At 44.7% G+C, this 20,225-nt stretch carries 13 protein-coding genes; 10 read left to right on the top strand and 3 right to left on the bottom strand.

The window, feature by feature from the left end; all coding sequences use genetic code 11:
• Positions 1 to 3 precede the first annotated feature (3 nt).
• The 6 genes from IH597_05175 to IH597_05150 all read left to right on the top strand — a co-directional run bounded on the left by IH597_05175 (position 4) and on the right by IH597_05150 (position 9,783).
• A complete protein-coding gene (locus IH597_05175) occupies positions 4 to 2,403 on the top strand; it encodes a tetratricopeptide repeat protein (protein MBE0661842.1) in 2,400 nt (799 codons plus the stop codon).
• Positions 2,404 to 2,410: 7 nt separating this feature from the next.
• On the top strand, positions 2,411 to 6,034 hold the full coding sequence (locus tag IH597_05170) for a hypothetical protein (GenBank protein MBE0661841.1): 3,624 nt from the start codon (positions 2,411 to 2,413) through the stop codon (positions 6,032 to 6,034).
• Between the two features lie 8 nt (positions 6,035 to 6,042).
• Positions 6,043 to 6,417, top strand: coding sequence for a response regulator (locus tag IH597_05165; GenBank protein MBE0661840.1), 375 nt, complete (start codon positions 6,043 to 6,045; stop codon positions 6,415 to 6,417).
• The gene (locus IH597_05160; protein MBE0661839.1) at positions 6,417 to 7,454 is read left to right on the top strand and encodes a response regulator; all 1,038 of its coding nucleotides are present in this window, start codon (positions 6,417 to 6,419) and stop codon (positions 7,452 to 7,454) included. The genes IH597_05165 and IH597_05160 overlap by 1 nt, the downstream gene beginning before the upstream one ends.
• Positions 7,455 to 7,457: 3 nt before the next feature.
• Positions 7,458 to 8,438 carry a cysteine synthase family protein gene (locus IH597_05155; GenBank protein MBE0661838.1) on the top strand — a complete coding sequence of 327 codons (981 nt, stop codon included), beginning with the start codon at positions 7,458 to 7,460 and terminating at the stop codon, positions 8,436 to 8,438.
• 199 nt (positions 8,439 to 8,637) lie between these two features.
• Positions 8,638 to 9,783 carry a PLP-dependent transferase gene (locus IH597_05150; GenBank protein MBE0661837.1) on the top strand — a complete coding sequence of 382 codons (1,146 nt, stop codon included), beginning with the start codon at positions 8,638 to 8,640 and terminating at the stop codon, positions 9,781 to 9,783.
• Positions 9,784 to 9,978: 195 nt separating this feature from the next.
• Here IH597_05150 and IH597_05145 read toward each other — a convergent pair whose 3' ends face one another.
• Complete coding sequence (locus tag IH597_05145; GenBank protein ID MBE0661836.1) at positions 9,979 to 10,797, bottom strand: mechanosensitive ion channel; 819 nt, start codon at positions 10,795 to 10,797, stop codon at positions 9,979 to 9,981.
• A 502-nt stretch (positions 10,798 to 11,299) separates the two neighbouring features.
• Between IH597_05145 and treZ the strand changes: the two genes are divergently transcribed.
• From treZ to IH597_05125, 4 genes are read left to right on the top strand one after another with little or no spacing between them, the layout of a single operon-like run.
• On the top strand, positions 11,300 to 13,156 hold the full coding sequence (treZ, locus tag IH597_05140; GenBank protein MBE0661835.1) for a malto-oligosyltrehalose trehalohydrolase: 1,857 nt from the start codon (positions 11,300 to 11,302) through the stop codon (positions 13,154 to 13,156).
• A 10-nt stretch (positions 13,157 to 13,166) separates the two neighbouring features.
• On the top strand, positions 13,167 to 13,340 hold the full coding sequence (locus IH597_05135; GenBank protein MBE0661834.1) for a hypothetical protein: 174 nt from the start codon (positions 13,167 to 13,169) through the stop codon (positions 13,338 to 13,340).
• A 60-nt stretch (positions 13,341 to 13,400) separates the two neighbouring features.
• Positions 13,401 to 14,285 carry a polyphosphate kinase 2 family protein gene (locus IH597_05130; GenBank protein MBE0661833.1) on the top strand — a complete coding sequence of 295 codons (885 nt, stop codon included), beginning with the start codon at positions 13,401 to 13,403 and terminating at the stop codon, positions 14,283 to 14,285.
• A 40-nt stretch (positions 14,286 to 14,325) separates the two neighbouring features.
• On the top strand, positions 14,326 to 17,022 hold the full coding sequence (locus IH597_05125) for a cation-transporting P-type ATPase (protein MBE0661832.1): 2,697 nt from the start codon (positions 14,326 to 14,328) through the stop codon (positions 17,020 to 17,022).
• A gap of 50 nt (positions 17,023 to 17,072) precedes the next feature.
• On the opposite strand, the gene IH597_05120 is transcribed toward IH597_05125, so the two are convergent.
• Positions 17,073 to 18,335, bottom strand: coding sequence for an NAD(P)/FAD-dependent oxidoreductase (locus tag IH597_05120; GenBank protein MBE0661831.1), 1,263 nt, complete (start codon positions 18,333 to 18,335; stop codon positions 17,073 to 17,075).
• Between the two features lie 191 nt (positions 18,336 to 18,526).
• Positions 18,527 to 20,065, bottom strand: a complete 1,539-nt coding sequence (locus IH597_05115) for an NAD(P)/FAD-dependent oxidoreductase (protein ID MBE0661830.1) — start codon at positions 20,063 to 20,065, stop codon at positions 18,527 to 18,529.
• Positions 20,066 to 20,225 lie beyond the last annotated feature (160 nt).

Below are 20,225 nucleotides of genomic sequence, written 5' to 3'. Positions count from 1 at the left end.
AAAATGGCAAAAAAGTTTTTTTTAATCATATTTATTTTATCAGGACTGATTTTGGGGTTGCCGGTTCAGGGCTCTGACCAGTATGCATACAACCTTGCCGATACAGTCCGGGTCAAACACGCTATTGAGCTTTCCCACCATCATTACGAAGATTTTGAATACGATAGCAGTTTGTATTATGCAACGCATGCTTTGGAGCTATCTCATCATCTGCTCAATTTGAATGGCGTTGAATCCGATGAACATCTCTTCAACAGAATTAAAGCATTGAAAGTACAAAGTTACGTGGCTTATGCTTGGGCAACAATAGGAATTGATTTTCAGGCTGCAGAGGATTCGCTGGAAGCAGCACTCAATTTAGTCGGAGAAAACGGCTTTGTTCTTGAACAAGCTTCCATTTATTCGGGGATGGGTAGTATTTACGACCGCAAAGGACAGAATGATAAAGCTTTACAATACTTTCATCAGGCATTGGAATTATATCAGAAGTCAGGCGACACAACCAATTATTTGGATCAACTGATCAACATAGGACTTGTATTAAGGATGTCAGGCAACTATGGCGAATCGTTGGAATACTTGATGGAATCGCTGAAAATCGGACGACAGCTCAATGATAGCGGCGCCATTGTTGAGTCATTGCTTGCCATGGGGTTTGTGTATGCTTTTGTCGAACAATGGGACGATGCCCTCAGGTGTCAGCGGGAAGCGCTGGCAATATACCAACAGGCGAATAACCCGTGGGGCATCGCTAGGATCCACAACGATATGGGAGTAACTTACAACCTGGCCGGGGAACAGGATTCCGCGCTGGTACATCACGAGGCAGCACTGGAAATCAGGCTCAAATCAAACGACTCGTACAATACCTTTGCAAGTTACGCCTACATTGGCGACATTTTCGCAGACAAAGGAAATATTTCAAAAGCCATTGAATATTATGAAAACGCCATTCCATACGGAAATGAAGCTGGGTATAAGATTACTTTAGTGGACGCGCACCTGAGACTCGGAAAATATTGTCTTTTGCTGCCTGATGAGGAAAAGTCGCTCGCTAATTTCAACATTGCGCTGCAATTGAGCCGGGAAATCGGCGATCCAACAGGCCAGTCAAGAGCTGCCATGGGATTAGCCAAAATTAGATTAGCCAGAAATGAAGTCGGTGGTGCCATTACAATGCTAAAGTCAGCGGAAAAAACGGCTCCGGAATCAAACCTGCAATACAGGAAAGAGCTTTACAAAGAAATTTCAGAAACCTATTATAAGCTTGGAGACTATAAAAATGCCTATCTAAACAGCAAGATCTATTCGGCGGTAAAAGATTCGGTGAGCGCCGCCGAAAACCTCGAAAAAATCACCCGGCTAACCAATATACTGGAATTTGAAAATGAAATGGCGCTGAAGAAAGAAAGCAATGAAAAAATGATGGCTCTTAAGCAGGCGGAGGTCAACCGCGAACGTTTTACACGCAACATTTTCCTGGCCGGGATGTTACTAGCTGTAGTGCTGGTTGTCATCACCTTCATCAGATTTATTGAAAAGAAAAAATTAAGTAGAAAATTGAATGAAACTCTGAGCAACCTGAGGGCAACCCAGGCCCAGCTCATCCACGCTGAAAAAATGGCTTCCCTCGGAGAACTTACCGCCGGTATTGCCCATGAGATACAGAACCCCTTGAATTTTGTGAACAATTTTGCGGAAGTAAGTAGTGAGATGATTGACGAAATGAATCAAGAGTTGGCAGTTGGTAATAAGCAGTCGGCAGTTGATTTGTCAAAGGAAATCAAACAAAACCTCGAAAAAATAAATCACCATGGCAGACGAGCCGATGCCATCGTGAAAGGTATGTTGCAGCACAGCAGAGCCAGCACAGGACAGAAAGAATTGACAGATATCAACTCCCTGGCTGATGAATATCTGCGGTTAAGCTATCATGGCTTGCGCGCAAAAGACAAATCTTTCAACGCAAGTTTTAAAACCGATTTTGATTCTAATCTGCCGAAAGTTAATGTTATTACACAGGACATCGGCAGGGTGCTGCTGAATCTGATCAATAACGCCTTTTACGCTTGTGCTGAACAGGGTCGAGGCGAAAACCCGACGGGTTTGGAATATAAACCCACCATCACCGTTTCCACTAAAAGCCAAGGTGATCAGTTCAGAATTTCCGTAAAAGACAATGGTGGTGGTATTCCGGAAGAAATCAAAGACAAGATCTTCCAGCCCTTCTTCACTACAAAACCAACCGGACAAGGAACAGGCCTGGGATTAAGCATGTGTTACGACATCATCACAAAGGGGCATGGCGGTGATTTAAAGGTTGAATCCCCGCCTGCCTGCGAGGCAGGAAAAGCCGGAGAGGGAGCTGAGTTTATCATTTTACTGCCAATTAAAAAAATTTGAAATGTCAATGAACCGGATCATATCAGCCATATTGATAACTGTGACCATGCTCCTGAGCTTTATGGGCTGCAAGTCCAATCCCGGGGAAGACAGGGAGGAGACTGTCATTCACCGTGATTCGGTGTTGGCGCCGGTTGTGGTTAAAGCAGGTAAACCGGAAAAGCATTATCTTGAAAGCCTTCCTTCACCAAAGAAAACCTCGATGGCAGAATCCAGGCCCGCGGTTAATAATCCGGCAAACTTTTTCATACACATGAAAAACTTTGATACGGAAGATGGATTGGCCATGAGCAGTGTACTTTGCGGATTTAAGGATCAAAACGGCTTATTCTGGTTCGGAACTTCCGGTAATGGTGTGAGTAGGTACGATGGGAAAACCTTCACAAGCTTTAACTCATCAAACGGATTGATACACAACCTGATCAACTGCATTACCGAGGATAGTTATGGCAATATCTGGTTCGGAACCTTAGGAGGGGTCAGCGTTTACGATGGCAGGTCATTTACCAATTATACAACACAACAGGGACTTCCCGATAACGATATCAATAAAATAATGGAAGACCGGGATGGTAACATCTGGATGGGAACACAAAACGGACTGAGCCTGCTGCAAGTTTCGGAAAATGTTGAAGTGCACAATAATTTTATCAACTTTAATCAGGAGGACGGCCTGGAAGGCGATGCTGTATTTGACATCCATCAGGATAAAAACGGCAGTTTGTGGTTTGCCGCAAAAAAGGGAGTGTACAAATATGATCCCGATAAAACCAAAACTTTTGTCAATGTGCTCGAAATAGCCGGATTAAAAGAACGAGCGGTTACGACCCTGGTCGAAGATCATGATGCTATTTTGTGGTTCGGGACAGAGGAGGGCATCATCAGGTTTGACCCTTCGGGAAAATCAGAGCCAGTGACCTTTTCAGTTGATGATGGACTGGTGAACAATAACATCCGGAGCAGCCTGGTGGATATGTTTGGAAACATCTGGTTCGGCACCTTCGGGGGCGTTTCGGGTTACAACAAGAAAGACGGCTCATTCATTAACCTTACAACCGCGCAGGGATTGTCAAATAACATTGTTTGCAGCATTATTGAAGACGAAGCCGGCAGCCTGTGGTTCGGTACCCTGGGAGGTGGACTTTGTCGTTATGATGGCCAGAGCATCATGAGCTATACCGTTAAGCAAGGTTTGCCCGGAACGGTGATCTATGCCGTAGCTGAAGACCACCAGGGAAATCTTTGGCTTGGATCAAACGACGCCGGGATCACAAAATATACACCACCTAATGAGTTCGCGAAAAATTCATTTTTTTCAAATTATAAATCCGTACAAGGCTTGCCCAACAATTATATACTTGCTATGATAGCCGACCGCAATGGCGTTCTTTGGCTGGGTTCAACAACGGGCATGTACAAATTCGACGGTCACACAGTTTACACCTACACAAGCGCACAGGGGCTGAAAACTGATCATACAGTGTGTTTTGCTGAAAACCGCCACGGCCATCTTTGGATTGGAACCTACCAGGGAGGTGCAAGCAAGTTTGATGGCAAATCGTTCACAAATTATACCACCGATGAGGGTTTGATCCACAACACAGTTTGGGCAATCATGGAAGACCAGGCTGGAAATATCTGGTTTGCTACCCGTGGCGGCTTAAGTATATTTACAGGGGAAAGCTTTATCAATTTTACCACCGGGCAGGGACTGCCCGACAACAAGCTCTCATCTGTAATTGAAGATCGTCATGGAAATATCCTTATCGGGACATGGGGCAGCGGCATTGCAGTTATCCGGAAAGAAATCGCAGAATCTCTTATCACTCAAAATTCAATGGAACCGGGTACAGCGTTTTTTGAAAATTATTCGACCAACAATGGCATCTCCAACAATGTAGTGTATAATATCCTGGAGGACAGCACCGGCAATATATTCATCGGATCGAATGAAGGTATAACTGTGTTGAAAGGCGGACTGGATACTTCGGGAAAAACTCTCGCAAACAACGGCCTTGAAAATTACAATCAGAAAGCAGGGTTTCCCATCAAGGATATCAGCAATAACAACAGCATGTTTTTGGATAGCCGTGGAATACTTTGGGGAGGAACAGGCGATAAACTGGTTAGGTTTGATTACAACAAGGTACATACAAGCCAGGAAGCCTCCTGGATCTTGATCCGGAATGTTAAGGTCAATAACGAGTACATCAGTTGGCACATGCTGCAAAAAGATCGGAAGAAAACAGAACAGACAGCAAGCTCCGACAATTTTGTTTCCCCCGATCAAAATGACGAACTGCTTGTATTTGGAAAAATCTTAAGCACCAGCGCTCGTGATTCACTTTCCAGAAAATTCCGGTCGCTGCGGTTCGACAGTATTTCACCTTTTTATGCAGTTCCCCTGCATCTGACTTTGCCTTACGCGTTTAATCACATTGGTTTCGATTTCGTGGGCGTGGAAACCCGCAGGCCGTTTTTAGTTCGATACCAATACAAATTGGAAGGTTATGACAAGGACTGGAGTCCTCCTGACACCAAATCCACAGCCGAATATGGAAATCTTTCTGCCGGTGAATATACGTTTTTGGTCAAGGCACAAAGTCCTGATGGTGTGTGGAGCGAGCCGGTTGCTTACAATTTTAAAGTCTTGCCGCCCTGGTACCTCTCCTGGCCTGCTTACCTCTTTTACAGCTTACTGCTGTTTTTTATATTATACCTGGCAGACCGGATTCAGCGCCGCCGGGTGATTGCGATGGAAAGACAAAGGGCAATGCAACGCGAACTGGAACAAGCAAAGGAAATTGAAAAATCGTTTCATGAACTGAAAATAGCGCAGGCCCAGCTTATTCAGTCCGAAAGAATGGCTTCGTTGGGAGAACTGGCTGCCGGTATTGCCCATGAAATACAAAATCCGCTGAACTTCGTCAATAACTTCTCAGAAGTGAGCGCCGATCTATTAAGGGAAATGAATGAGGAAATTGAAAAGGGCAATACAGATGAAGTAAAAGAGATCACTGCTGATCTGATCCAAAACCTTGAGATCATTTCACAACATGGCAAAAGAGCAAGCAGCATTGTCAAGGGCATGCTCGAACATTCCCGCACCAGCAAAGGCGAAAAACGCCCTGTTGATATCAATGCACTGGCCGACGAATTTTTACGGCTCTCATATCACGGCCTCCGTGTGAGGGACAAATCATTTAATGCAAACTTCAGGCTTGATGCTGATGAAAGTTTGCCAAGGGTGAATGTGGTGCCCCAGGATATGGGAAGGGTGTTGCTGAATTTGATCAATAATGCGTTTTACGCTTGTGCTGAGCGAAGCCGAGGTGAAACACTGACGGATTCAAAAACCCTGTCGGGTTTGGATTACAAACCCACGGTTATTGTTTCCACCAAAAACCTTGAAAATAATATTGAGGTCCGAATAAAAGACAACGGCAACGGCATTCCGGAAGAAATAAAAAATAAGATATTCCAGCCATTTTTCACAACCAAACCTACAGGTGAAGGAACAGGCCTGGGGTTGTCATTAAGTCATGATATTATCAAAGCCCACGGCGGGAAATTGAAAGTAGCATCCAAAATGGGCGAAGGCACTGAATTTTTAATTGTTTTACCAAAATAACCAATCAAATGAAAATACTTGTTGTTGACGACGAAAAAGACATACAAATGCTCTTTGAACAGCGGTTCAGAAAAGAAATAAGAAACCAGGAAATAGAATTTGTGTTTGCTTTTTCAGGCGAAGAAGCGCTCGAACACATGAACAACCTCAATCATGAATTCGTTCTGATCCTTTCTGATATAAACATGCCCGGCATGAGCGGCCTCGACTTGCTGAAAAAAATTAAGGCTAAATATTCCCAGCCACCACCGGTGGTTATGATGATCACGGCCTATGGCGATGCAGAAAATCATAACACCGCCAACTCGCTGGGTGCAGATGATTTTCTAACAAAGCCTCTTGATTTTGGTTTATTAAAGGAGAAGTTTAAACAAATGCAGTAATGGCTAAGATTCTTGTAGTAGATGATGAGGTGGACTTGGAAGTGTTGATCAAACAGAAATTCCGTCAGAAAATCCGTGAACAGCAATACGAATTCCTTTTTGCAACCAATGGCCGGCATGCGCTGGAGCAACTTGAGCTGCACAAGGATGTTGAACTGGTGCTGAGCGACATAAACATGCCCGAAATGGACGGTCTTACCCTGTTGGGAAAGCTCAATGAAAAAAAGCTGCTGCTGAAATCGGTGGTGGTTTCAGCATACGGAGATATGGAAAATATACGCACGGCCATGAACCGCGGGGCTTTTGACTTCGTTACCAAACCTGTAAATTTTACGGATCTGGAACTGACCATCGAAAAAACCCTCCTGCATGTCAGGCAAATGAAAGATACTTTGAAGGCCATCAGGGAAAACAATATTTTGAAAATGTACGTGGCCGAAGATGTGCTGAATTTTATGGGCGGCGGTGAAATCGAAGCCCGGCTCATGAACAACGAAACTGTTGAAGCCACCGTGGCATTCATTGATATTTGCGGGTTTACAAGGATCAGCGAACAGGAAACACCCGACACTGTAGTTAAACTTCTTAATAGCTATTTCGATCTGATCACCAAGGAAATCATTGCACAAAACGGTGCAATTGATAAATTCATCGGCGATTGTGTTTTGGCTGTTTTTCGTGGCGACCACCACCTCGACCGCGCCCTGGATGCCTGCATTTCGGTTCGCGATAAAATTAATGAACTGCCAGCAGCTGGCAGTAATCAATTTGTGCCTAAGGTTTCGATAGGGTTAAACAGTGGTGAGATGGTAAGCGGCAACATCGGCTCTGCCACGCTTCGCCGCCTCGATTATACCGTGATTGGCGACACGGTGAACACCGCGCAGCGCTTGCAATCCAAAGCCGAACCCGGGCAAATCGTCATCAGCGAAAAAAGTTATGAGCAGATCAATCAGTTCTTCAATTGCCGGAAAATCGGTGAGGTGAACATGAAAAACAAGTCGGCACCCATAACCATTTATGAAGTAATCAGTTAAAAAATGAAATCATATCACCTGCTTGAATCCATTGGCAATACGCCTTTGGTAAAGCTACAGAAAATCAACCCTTTTTCTCATATTGAGATTTACGTTAAACTTGAATTTTTCAATCCCGGAGGCAGCATCAAGGACAGGATCGTAAGGCATATTATTGAAGATGCTGAAGCCAGGGGTTTGCTAAAGCCAGGCGGAACCATTGTCGAAAATACTTCCGGGAATACCGGGGCAGCAGTGGCCATGATTGCCGCCATCAAAGGTTACAAAGCAATTCTTACCATGCCCGACAAAGTAAGCAAAGAAAAACAGGATGCTCTGAAAGCGTTCGGTGCAGAGATTATTGTGACCCCAACATCCGCGCCGCCCAATTCTCCCGATCATTATGTGAACACGGCAAAACGTATTGCAGCCGAAACGCCCAACAGTTTCCGGGTCAACCAATATGATAACCAAAAAAATCCGGAAGCTCATTACCAAACTACCGGCCCCGAAATCTGGGAACAAACCGGCGGCAGGGTTACGCATTTTGTGAGTGGCGGCAGCACAGGCGGCACAATTAGCGGGGTAGGCAAATTCCTGAAAGAGAAAAATCCTCAGGTGAAAGTAATTATGCCCGATCCTGTTGGTTCAATTTATTATGAGTATTTCAAGACAGGCAAAATCAATACCGATGGCAGTTGCACTTACCAGGTTGAAGGCGTGGGCGAAGATCACCTGGCCGAAGCCATGGATTTTTCACTGGTAGATGAAATGTATCAGTTCACCGATCAGGTTGCGTTTTCAACGGCCCGCAAACTAGCCCACGAAGAAGGCATTTTCGGCAGCGGCACTGGCGGCGCTAATGTGTGGGCTGCCTTAAAACATGCCGCCACATTGAAAGAGCCTGCCGTAATCGTCACCATGATCCCCGACAGCGGTGCGAAATATTTATCCAAGTTTTACAACAATGAGTGGATGCACAAAAACGGCTACAAACTGGATTAAATAACAATAATGATAGTATAAAATAAGGCGTTCAAAACTTGTGAGTTACTAGTTTTTTTTTCATTCTGAGCGCAGCGAAGAATCTGCTTTTCAACTATAGAGAGTTCCTTCACTCCGTTCAGGATGACAAGATTTAACCTTTTGAAATAGCCTCCATCAACCTTATCCTTTTAGTGCACAAATAATAAAGCATTTTAAAATGAAATTCTCAACCAAAGCAATCCATGTAGGGCAAAAGCCCGATCCTTCTACCGGGGCTATTATCCCACCTGTTTACCTTACCTCAACCTATGTGCAGGAAGCGCCCGACAAACACAAAGGCTACGATTACACCCGCGCCGGCAATCCCAATTTTACGAACCTTGAGCAAACCCTTGCCGCGCTTGAAAACGGGAAATATGCCACTGTTTTTTCATCCGGGATCGGCGCAACAACCGCTATTCTCTCAACCCTGCAACAGGGTGATGTTGTAGCAGCGGGCAGCGATCTTTATGGCGGAACTTTCCGCCTCTTCAACCAGGTTTTCAGGCAGTTTGGTGTGAACCTTATCACAGTCAATACACAGGATCTGAACCAGGTGGAAGAAGTGCTGAAAAAATCTCCCAAAATGATTTTCCTGGAATCGCCCAGCAATCCATTGCTCAGAATATCTGATATTGCCGCCATTGCTGAAATGGCAAAAAAGCACGGCGTTCTTACAGTTGTTGACAACACCTTTGCGACCCCATATTTTCAGAACCCGCTGAACCTGGGCGCTGACATAGTGATGCACAGCACCACCAAATACATTGGCGGCCATTCGGATGTTGTTGGTGGCGTGGCAATCACCAACAACAAGGAAATGAAAACCAAACTGGATTTTGCCCGCAAAGCCATTGGTTTGAACCCCAGCCCTTTTGATGCATGGCTCACAAGTAAAGGCTTGAAAACGCTGGGTGTACGCATGGAACGCCACGCACATAACGCCATGCAGGTAGCTGAGTTTTTTCAGAACCATCAGTTGGTAGCCCGGGTGTATTATCCCGGCCTCGAAACCCATCCGTATCATGACATTGCCCGCAGGCAAATGAGCGGTTTCAGCGGGATAGTTTCTGTTGAATTCAAGCTCAGCATTGAGCAAACCATACAACTTATCTCATCGTTTAACTACTTCTCACTGGCCGAAAGCCTTGGCGGTGTTGAATCTTTGGTAGATCACCCTGCCAGCATGACCCATGCCTCCATCTCAAAAGAAGAGAGAGAAAAAAACGGCCTCAGCGACGGCTTGGTAAGGTTCTCGGTTGGCATTGAAGATGTGGAAGACCTGATCAGCGATCTTGAGAAACATTTGGCGCGTTTTGCCTGAGCGACCCGAATAATCACTTCTAAGCATATCCATCTTTTCAATAAGGCGATTCAATTTCCTGAAAAGCTTTCATAATGACAGACAGCAAAATTCTCTAAATACGTATTCTTCGGTTTGAACCGAAATATTCATATTAAATTTTCGGTTTGTATTCCCGGAATTCGGTAAAGCGGGCTGTTTTAAAATAGTACCGTTTTATTTCTCAAACTCCTTTGTCTGTTGCTCCAGCACTTTCTGAACCGCCATAAAAACCTCTGAGCGGATTTTTTCCGGGGTATCATTCACCCTGAAAGTATCAATCCAGAAGCTCACGGTAACATCAAGGCAGCCAGGCGAAATTCCGGAAATATTTGCTGTGGTCTTTCGCCTTCGCCTTATAACGCCCTCTACAGTGTTCACTGCTCCCTCAATCATCTTAATGGATTTATTATAATCTGATCCATCAGGCAATCCCACCATAAAATCATATCGTAAAAAGCCGTCAATGGTGTAGTTGATCAGCGGGGTTTTCAGGATTAAGGCATTTGGAACAAAAACATCTTTGCCATCAAGTGTTTTAAGCTGAGTATCGCGCATGTTTAAGGTAACTACTTTGCCTTTTATGACTCCCGATTCAACAAAGTCGCCTATCCTGAAAGGACGTTTGAAGGCCATGATGATACCTGCCAAAAAGTTTTCGCCAATATCGCGTAAGGTAAAACCAATAATAAATGCAGTAAGGCCGGCGCCGGCAAGAATACCGGCAATTACCCCTCCCAATCCAATAATCTTTAATGAGAACAGTATGCCAATTAATATAATCACAAACCTGATCATGGTAGCCAGGAAATCAGCCAGCAAAGGATCTTCCATCTGCCTTTTAAGTTTCCTGTCTGAGATGCTGCGAATCTTCCGTGATACGAACCATGCCAGGATCAGCACCAGCAAAGCCAGCAATAGTCTGGGGGTTATCACAACCAATTTGTCGTAATACTGAAATAATTCCTCGCGTATGTCATTGAAAAACGTCTGCATAAATGTATTGCCTGGGATGATTGTATTCAGTTCATAAACAAAATTTTGCCAAATAAGCATGTTATTCAGCTAGTCAGCTTACATAAGAACAAGCATAACGTTTACCTTGTTTAGTAGGTACTGCTATCTTATAGCTAATGATTGTCAGATTATAAATGCTTCTGACTGAACTATTATGTTCAAAACAAGAATTATTCGAAAACTACCTGGATTGTTTAAGGCAATAGTTTTAGAACCGGTTTGGAAATCAAGCCGGTTTTTGATTTATCTTTGATTCTGCACAGAAATCATCCGAACATTGAGCAGAACAGCTTGTTATAAAGATAATCCAGGTACTGTGGCTGTAGCTTTCAGCAAGGGAAAAGAAGGATCGCACTATGGAAATTACCTCACCTTAAATCACTCTTACCGAAAACAGCAGGTATTTTGAAACCAGTAAAGATGGATGGGCACAACTTCGCTGCAAAGCTGCCCTATCAGTATGGGCAGCAAACAATTGATTATGAAATCCACAATTTTTGAGCAACGCAGCCTGGGTGTCAACTTCTGGCCTGGTCAGGAACCCACCATACGGGTTTGGGCTCCGAAGGCAGAGAAAATTTCATTGCAGGTTGTGGGGAAAAACAATATTCCGCTTCACCAGGAAGAATATGGTTACTGGCAGGCAAGTTGTCCGGGTGTAAAACCTGGCGATCGTTACCTGATCAATGTCAACGACGAAAATACTTTCCCTAATCCGGCCTCCCTGTCGCAGCCTGATGGTGTGCATGAGCCTTCTGAATGCATGGATCTGAACGAGATCAGAAAAATCCGGGATGAACAATGGACAGGAATACCTCTTCAGGATCTGATAATTTATGAATTACATGTAGGCACCTTTACGCCTGAAGGAACTTTTATGGCCCTTCAGCAAAAGCTTGACTATTTAGCAGATTTGGGCATCAATGCCATCGAAATTATGCCGGTGGCAGCTTTTCCCGGTTCGCGCAACTGGGGCTATGATGGCGTTTTCCCTTTCGCTGTGCAGAAATCTTATGGCGGCGCCATCGAGTTTGCAAACTTGATCAAGGCCTGCCATCAGAAAGAAATTGCCGTTATACTGGATGTGGTATACAACCATCTTGGCCCCGAAGGCAATTATTTGAAAGCATTCGGCCCTTATTTTACTGATAGGTACAAAACACCCTGGGGTACAGCCGTTAACTTTGACGATGCCTGCTGCGATGGGGTCAGGCATTACTTTCTTGAAAACGCTTTGATATGGCTGCGTGATTTTCACGTTGATGGACTGCGTCTTGACGCTGTTCATGCCATAAAGGATTTTAGCCCAAAACATTTCTTGCAGGAATTAAGCGAAGAAGTGTTGAAACTAAACGAAAAAGCCGATACACAGCACTTCCTCATTGCCGAGAGTGATCTTAACGATATCCGTTTCATTGATTCACTTAGTCAGGGCGGTTATGGCCTGGATGCCCAGTGGTGCGATGAATGGCATCATGCAATCCACGCCCTGATGACGGGTGAGCGCCAGGGCTATTATGCCGATTTTGGCAGTTTAGAGCAAGTTGTTAAGGCTTTCAACCATGGCTGGGTGTATGATGGCAAGTTTTCTCCTCATCACAAAAAAAGGTTTGGAACATCTACGTCCGGCCAACCCGGTCATCGTTTCGTGATCTTTATCCAAAATCATGATCACGTTGGGAACCGCATGAAAGGCGAAAGGTTCAGTACACTTCTTGACTTTGAGAGCCTGAAGCTGGCCGCCGGAGCCATGTTTGCGAGTCCGTTTGTTCCCATGCTTTTTATGGGCGAAGAATATGCCGAGGATAGCCCCTTTCAGTATTTTATCAGCCATGAAGATAAGGAGTTGTTAGCGCTTGTGTGGGAAAGCCGAAAAGAAGAATTCCGGGAATTTATGAATGATGCCGAACCGCCAGATCCGGCTGCAGTAGAAACCTTTGAGCGCTCGAAACTAAAATGGGATTTTCAGGAGGATGAGTCAAAACGAAAAATACTGGCTTATTATAAGAAACTCATTGCGTTGCGTAAAGAAGAGCCCTTATTGCGACCCGGAAACCGCGATCGCATACTTGCCACAGAGGTTCCTGATAAGCAAGTCATAATGCTTGTGCGTGAAAACAACAACGAGCGCCTTATTGCACTGATGAACTTCAATATTCATGAAGTAACGATTGAGATTCCTGTATTCAAGTCTGACAGCGCCCAGGTACTGATCTGCTCGGCTCATGAGATGTGGGGTGGCAAGGTCAATAATTATACGACCCCATTAACTAAAACAGGGCAGGCATTTACGGCCAATGTTACAGGAAAATCCTTCATTTTAATCCGCCTAACTTAATTTCAAAAACATGTACAATCTAATCTCTACCTACCGTATACAATTCCACAAGGACTATGGCCTGAAAGACCTTGAGAAACAAATTAAATACCTGGCTTTGCTTGGGGTTGGAACCATTTATGCTTCAATCAACGCGTTAGAAATTTTCGTCAACTTTGGCGTTGGATTATTTTTCAGCAAATAAAGTTTAAAATGAAGGCATTATTCATTTTTGTCAGAAAGTAACCTTATAAAACAAATTTTTATGGAAAATATAGCAGCCCGGGAATTAATAGTGAGCAAGCCGGTAACCTTAACCGAAATACCCACCAATATAGAAACTGCCTATTCGAAGAAGGAAAAGAAAAAGTCGCTAAAAAAAATTGCTAAAAAGCTCAGTGAGCTTCAGGATACGATGTATGCCCACAACCGTTATGGTGTGCTGGTTTGCATACAGGGTATGGATACATCCGGCAAAGACAGCCTGATCAGGGAAGTGTTCAGCAAGTGCAATCCTCGTGGAGTAGTAGTTCACAGCTTTAAGACGCCTTCCCGGAATGAGCTTCAACACGATTATTTATGGAGGCACTATATTGCCTTGCCTGAAAAAGGAAAGTATGCAATCTTCAACCGCAGCCATTATGAAAACGTGCTTGTAACAAGGGTAAACCCGAAGTACTTACTTTTCGAGAATATTCCCGGAATAGAAAAGGTAAAGGATGTACCTGCCGATTTTTGGGAAAAACGATATAACCAGATCAGGAATTTTGAACAGCACATTACACAAAATGGAATTATTGTCTTTAAATTTTTTCTGCATTTAAGTAAAGAAGAGCAAAGGCAGAGATTGTTGAGAAGACTTGAGAAAGAAAATAAAAACTGGAAGTTCGAACCCAGCGATTTAACGGAAAGAAAATTGTGGGATGAATATATCAAGTATAACGAGGAAGCAATCAACAAAACATCATTGCCGCATGCACCCTGGCATATTATCCCTGCCGACGATAAGAAATTAGCAAGATACCTGGTGGCAAAAGTTATTTATGAAAAAATGGCTCAACACACTGATATTACTGAACCACAGCTGGATAGCAACATTCTTGAAAATATTGAGATGTACAAAGCAAAGCTGGCCAGCAATGTTCTTTAACTAAAATTTATTCTAAATCTATACTATTTCAATCATGGATATGGAAAATGCCACGCAGAATAAACAAAGCTGGCATGCAATAGAAGCCGGCGATGCGCTCCAAAAACTACAATCCGACCAGGAAAAAGGGTTGAATGATAACGAAGCAAAAGAACGCCTTGAGAAATATGGGAAAAATGAAATCCCCAAAGGAAAAAAACGTAGCTGGTGGTTTCGCCTGCTGATGCAATTTCACAATATACTCATCTATGTTTTAATTGCCGCTGCAATCATTACAGCGTTGATGGAACATTGGATTGATATGTGGGTGATATTGGCAGTAGTCATCATCAATGCCCTTATTGGGTTCGTACAGGAAGGAAAGGCCGAGAAAGCTCTGGAAAGCATCCGCGAAATGCTTTCCCTAGAAGCAATTGTAATAAGGGATGGGGAAAACAAAACCATTGAAGCTGAAAATCTGGTTCCCGGCGACATGGTAAGGCTTAAATCAGGGGATAAAATCCCTGCCGATATCCGGATCGTGCAATCAAGGGATTTCAGGGTAGAGGAATCCCCACTGACCGGCGAATCATCCGCTGTTGAAAAAACATCTGAACCGGTAGATGAAAATGCCATTCCTAGCGATAGAACTTCGATGGCATTTTCAGGAACTGTAGTAACTTATGGTAAAGCCTCAGGTGTAGTAACCGCAACCGGGTCAAATACTGAAATCGGTAAAATAAATGAAATGATTTCGGGTGTTGAAAAAATAACCACCCCTTTGTTACAGCAGATTGAAAAATTTGGCAAATGGCTGTCGATAATAATCCTGGGGGTTACAGCGGCATTCTTTGCATTCGGGTATTTTTTCCGCGATTACAGCTTAAACAACCTCTTCCTTGCCGCCATCGGCCTGATAGTAGCCTCAATCCCGGAAGGTTTGCCGGCTATTATGACCATCACCCTCGCCATGGGTGTGCAGCGCATGGCCAAACGCAATGCCATTATCAGGCGCTTGCCATCGGTTGAAACCCTGGGTGCGGTGAACGTAATCTGCTCTGACAAAACAGGAACCCTTACACGCAACGAGATGATGGCCCGAACCATTATTACTGCCGAAAAGGAATACCATGTGGAAGGCACGGGTTATGAACCCGAAGGCAAATTCATGCACAACAACAAGGAAGTTGGTCCGGAAGAGGAAAAGGTTTTATGGCAATTGTTGAGAACCGTTCGAACCAGTAATAATTCTGAGATCGGCAAGGATGATGAAGGCAAATGGAAGCTGACCGGTACACCCACTGAGGGCGCTACGCTTACAATGAGTTATAAAGCCGGTTTGAAAGATTTCAAGCCCGAACGCATTGACAGCATTCCGTTTGAATCGGATCATAAATATATGGCCACACTAAACAAGGTAGATGATGATGTGATCATTTTCATGACCGGCGCCCCGGAACGGCTGCTTGAAATGTGCAGCAAACAATATACTGCTGATGGCGAACAAGATATTGACAACGACTACTGGGAGAAAAAGATGGTAGAAGTGGCAGCAAAAGGACAGCGGCTTCTGGCAGCGGCTTTCAATGTAACGGACAAAAACAGGAAAGAGCTGGAAAAGGATGACCTTGAGAGCAATAAGGTTTTTCTTGGTTTGATAGGTATCATTGACCCTCCCCGCGAAGAAGCCATTGAAGCGATCAAAGAATGTAAAGCAGCAGGGGTGGAAGTTAAAATGATCACTGGCGATCATGCTATCACGGCCAAAGCCATCGGCAAGGAAATTGGCATAGGCGACGGTGACAAAGTAATTACCGGCAAGGAACTGGAAGAAAAAAGCGATGACCAACTCAGGGAGGTTGTGAAAGAATATGATGTGTATGCACGAACCAGTCCCGAACATAAACTGCGGCTTGTAACAGCCCTACAGGAAAATGGCAAACTCGTTGCCATGACCGGCGATGGCGTGAACGACGCCCCGGCACTGAAAAAGGCAAACATTGGCATTGCCATGGGCATAAAAGGAACAGAAGTTACGAAAGATGCTTCAGAAATGGTACTGGCCGATGATAATTTCGCTTCCATTGTAAACGCTATCGAAGAAGGCCGGACTGTGTATGATAATATCCGCAAAGCGCTTTTATTCATCCTGCCAACCAATGGCGCTGAAGCGCTGGTTCTGATGTCGGCTATCGTGCTTGGCATCATCATGCCTATTACCCCTGCCCAAATTTTGTGGGTAAATATGGTGACTGCCATTACGCTTGCCCTTGCGCTTTCCTTCGAACCTATGGAAGACAAGGTAATGGAACGACATCCACGAAAATCAGATGAGCCGATCCTCGGCAAATTGTTTATTTGGCGGATCTCCTTTGTTTCAATACTAATTGGCGGTCTGACCCTGGTCGTTTTCAACCTGATGCGCAACAGCGGCCTCGACGATGTTGCTGCACGAACTATCGCTGTGAACACTCTTGTAGCCGGACAGTTGTTTTACCTTTTCAATTGCCGGTCCATCAAATCGCCCAGCCTGGGGAAGGATTTCTTCAACAACAGATATGCATTCATCGCCACAGGCGCGCTCATCCTCCTGCAAATGCTGTTTGTGTATGCTCCTTTTATGAACACTTTCTTCAACACCTCCCCCATTGGCGCCGCTTACTGGCTTTATCCACTTGGAGCAGGGCTTGCAGTGTTTGTATTGGTTGAGATTGAGAAGTGGGTGATTGGGAAGATAACAAAAGATAGCAGCAGGTAATAATTCCAAGTGGTGCCTTCGACAAGCTCAGGCACCGGCAACATCCTTCTTCAACTTAGTTCCGCCGCCAGCCAACCCGTGGAAAACGCCAACTGCAAATTAAATCCCCCTGTGGTTCCGTCAAGGTCAACGACTTCGCCAGCAAAATACAGGTTGGGGGCCAGTTTTGATTCCATTGTTTTTGGATTGATCTCGGTAAGGTTCACACCACCTGAAGTAATGATAGCTTCTTTAAACCCCGGATGACCTGTAACTTCAAACCTGAAGTCTTTCATCAGCAGCAATATTTTTCGACGTTCCTTTGCTGTTACCTGGTGGCAGAGTTTGTTGCCATCCATTTCAAGTTGTTCAAGAAAAACGGGGATTAATTTGGCCGGTAACCAAAGCCTGAAAATATTTTCAAGCTGTTTTTTGCCATGTTCATTGATATCGCGCAAAAGACGGACATCCAGTTTCTTTTCATCAAGCGCCGGTTTCAGATCAATGCCAATTACGACTTTGTGATTCTTGTATAACTCTTCCACAACATGTCGGCTGAGTGTGAGAATGATTGGCCCGCTGAGGCCGTAATGCGCAAACATCAGTTCGCCAAATTCTTCAGCAGCCTTTTTTCCGTTGACCCAAACCACGGCATTCACGTTTTTCAATCCAAGTCCCTGAAGTTTCTCGGCAATATCGCCTTTGGTAACCAGGGGTACAAGCGCCGGTCTTACTTCATTGATGGTATGACCCACCTGTTTTGCCAACGCATAACCATCACCGGTGGAGCCGGTTGCAGGATAAGATTTGCCACCAGTGCAGATGATAACTCTTTTGCCAAAAAACTCTTTACTGATTCCATTCACCAAAGTTCGAACTCCAACAACTGCATTTTCTTCAATGAGCAATCCACTGACTCTGGCTTCATACATGGTTTCGATATTCTTTTTGCCCATCCAGCTTATAAGGGCGTTCACCACATCGGCTGCCAGGTTGCTTACAGGAAAAACCCGGTCTCCGCGTTCGGTGGTGGTTTCCACGCCCTGGTCGTGCATGATCTTCAGAATATCTTCAGTAAAGAACGCATCAAAAGCATGTTGTAAAAACCGGCCCTGCGGGAAAATATTTTTATAAAAAACAGATTTCGGGGAATTGTTGGTGATGTTGCAACGCCCTTTGCCGGTTATCAGCAGCTTGCGCCCCGCCCTCCGCATTTTTTCCAGTAAAACTACCTTTGCGCCCTGCTGTGCGGCATGGCCTGCCGCAATCAAGCCAGCCGCGCCGGCGCCAATCACAATTACATCATAGGTGGTTTGTCTATTTTTCTCAGGCATCAAGATGTTCTTTTGTTCTTTTATACTATTGTTCAATTGTTCTACTGTTCTATTGTTCTATTATTTGTTCGAGGTTCAATGTTCAAAGTTCCGGGTTAAGAGAGATTCGACTAAATGTGGACTGCTGCTGCCGCTGCCTACTGCCGCTTTTTTCCGGGTTCATAATTCGAATGTTCTACTGTTCCATTGTTCTACTGTTCCTTTTCTAAAAGCCCCATCCCCGCCTTCACCCCATCCGCTGCACTCGAAATGATCCCTCCCGCATAGCCGCTGCCTTCGCCTATCAGATAAAGGTTCTCAAAACCTAAACATAATCCGCCTGCTTCCCGGATAACCTGAATGGGCGATGAGGTTTTGCTTTCGAGGCCTATAAGATTGCCGGTTTCAAAACCTTTCATTTTTCTGGAAAAATCAATCAGGCCGGCGCGCATTGCTTTGACTACATTTTTGGGCAGGAGTTCCCACAAAGGCGCTGGTTTCAATCCCAGCGGGAAGCTGCTTTCAAGGTTAGATTTGCGGCTCTTCCCTTCAATAAAATCATTGATGCTGCAGGCTGGCGCAGCATAGCCTTTAGAATATTGAAAAAAATGCTTTTCAAGATTTCCAAGCCAGTCAAGGGCTTCAAAAGGTGTGAGTTCTTTTCCGGCAAGCTCATCGGGGTGTATGCCTGCAACGCAGGCGGCATTGGCAAAACGGCCATCGCGTTTAAAATAGCTCATGCCGTTTACAATGTTTGATCCGGCATAAGCCGTTGCCGGAACAACCATGCCTCCCGGGCACATACAAAAAGAATAAACCTGGTGCTTACCATCCGCCTGGGAAGTCAGCCGGTATTCTGCAGCTTTCACTCCCGGTAATTTTGCCTTGCCCCATTGCGCCAGGTTGATGATTTCCTGCGGGTGTTCCATGCGGCTGCCAATGGCGAAATTCTTGGTTCGGAAAGCAACACCACGGCGCATAAGCATGCGGTAAGTCTCGTAAGCCGAATGGCCGGGGGCGATAAATAATGCATCAAGCGGAATTACTCCCGCTGAAGTGATTGCTTCGGTTACTTTGCCATCTTTCACCCGAATATCTTCAAGCATAGTTTCAAACATCATTTTCCCACCAAGGTTTTCATACTCGGTTCGCAGGTACTTAACAATTTTCTTCAGGTTGTCGGTTCCAAGGTGAGGATAAGTCATATAAGCAATTTCATCAGGTGCACCGGCCTGGATATAGCTCGAAAGAATGAACTGACGTTCCAGGGAAATATGTTTGGATCGCGAAGTAAGCTTGCCATCCGAGAAAGTTCCCGCACCGCCTTCGCCGAAAGCATAATTGTTTATTGGATCAAAATCAGCATTGCGCTCGAAACTTAAAATGCTGCGGCTCCTTTTCAATACTTCCGAACCGCGCTCAATCAATGTGGTGTTGAACCCCGCCTTTTGCAACACAAACGCGCAGAAAAACCCAGCCGGGCCGCTGCCCACCACCAGAATTTCTTTTTGCCATTTGCGGTAAGGGATTTTAAGTGATTCAACGCGGGGTATTTCTCCTCCTTTGAGTTCATCAGAAACTACTGCTACTTGCAGCAGCCAGTGTATACGGCTTCTGTTCCTGGCATCCAGGCTTTTGCCTTCAACCTGGAAAGAAAACTTTCTGATCCCGAGATTGTTGCCAATGATCTTACGCAATGACTCTTCGTTGTAGTCTGTAGCAACTTTAACAGTTATTTGTTTGAAACCCATAGTCAATAGAAATAAGTTGCAAAGTTAAGTGAAGGGTGAGTGTTAAATTTAAAAAACATCAAGTCCGGGTGAAATAGCATGATTATTCTGAAATACAGGAGATAAGTCGCCCGCCTCTGGCGGGTTTAAGATTTGCGTGGGCTAATTTTTTCTACCAATA

Source organism: Bacteroidales bacterium, from assembly GCA_014860575.1.
In the GTDB taxonomy this organism is placed as follows: domain Bacteria; phylum Bacteroidota; class Bacteroidia; order Bacteroidales; family JAAYJT01; genus JAAYJT01.
This window is presented reverse-complemented; position numbering and strand designations above follow the sequence as displayed.

Excerpts from the sequence above, each read along its gene's own strand:
- IH597_05175 (MBE0661842.1), top strand. The coding sequence starts at position 4 with ATGGCAAAAAAGTTTTTTTTAATCATATTTATTTTATCAGGACTGATT.
- IH597_05170 (MBE0661841.1), top strand. The coding sequence starts at position 2,411 with ATGAACCGGATCATATCAGCCATATTGATAACTGTGACCATGCTCCTG.
- IH597_05165 (MBE0661840.1), top strand. The coding sequence starts at position 6,043 with ATGAAAATACTTGTTGTTGACGACGAAAAAGACATACAAATGCTCTTT.
- IH597_05160 (MBE0661839.1), top strand. The coding sequence starts at position 6,417 with ATGGCTAAGATTCTTGTAGTAGATGATGAGGTGGACTTGGAAGTGTTG.
- IH597_05155 (MBE0661838.1), top strand. The coding sequence starts at position 7,458 with ATGAAATCATATCACCTGCTTGAATCCATTGGCAATACGCCTTTGGTA.
- IH597_05150 (MBE0661837.1), top strand. The coding sequence starts at position 8,638 with ATGAAATTCTCAACCAAAGCAATCCATGTAGGGCAAAAGCCCGATCCT.
- IH597_05145 (MBE0661836.1), bottom strand. The coding sequence starts at position 10,797 with ATGCAGACGTTTTTCAATGACATACGCGAGGAATTATTTCAGTATTAC.
- treZ (MBE0661835.1), top strand. The coding sequence starts at position 11,300 with ATGAAATCCACAATTTTTGAGCAACGCAGCCTGGGTGTCAACTTCTGG.
- IH597_05135 (MBE0661834.1), top strand. The coding sequence starts at position 13,167 with ATGTACAATCTAATCTCTACCTACCGTATACAATTCCACAAGGACTAT.
- IH597_05130 (MBE0661833.1), top strand. The coding sequence starts at position 13,401 with ATGGAAAATATAGCAGCCCGGGAATTAATAGTGAGCAAGCCGGTAACC.
- IH597_05125 (MBE0661832.1), top strand. The coding sequence starts at position 14,326 with ATGGAAAATGCCACGCAGAATAAACAAAGCTGGCATGCAATAGAAGCC.
- IH597_05120 (MBE0661831.1), bottom strand. The coding sequence starts at position 18,335 with ATGCCTGAGAAAAATAGACAAACCACCTATGATGTAATTGTGATTGGC.
- IH597_05115 (MBE0661830.1), bottom strand. The coding sequence starts at position 20,065 with ATGGGTTTCAAACAAATAACTGTTAAAGTTGCTACAGACTACAACGAA.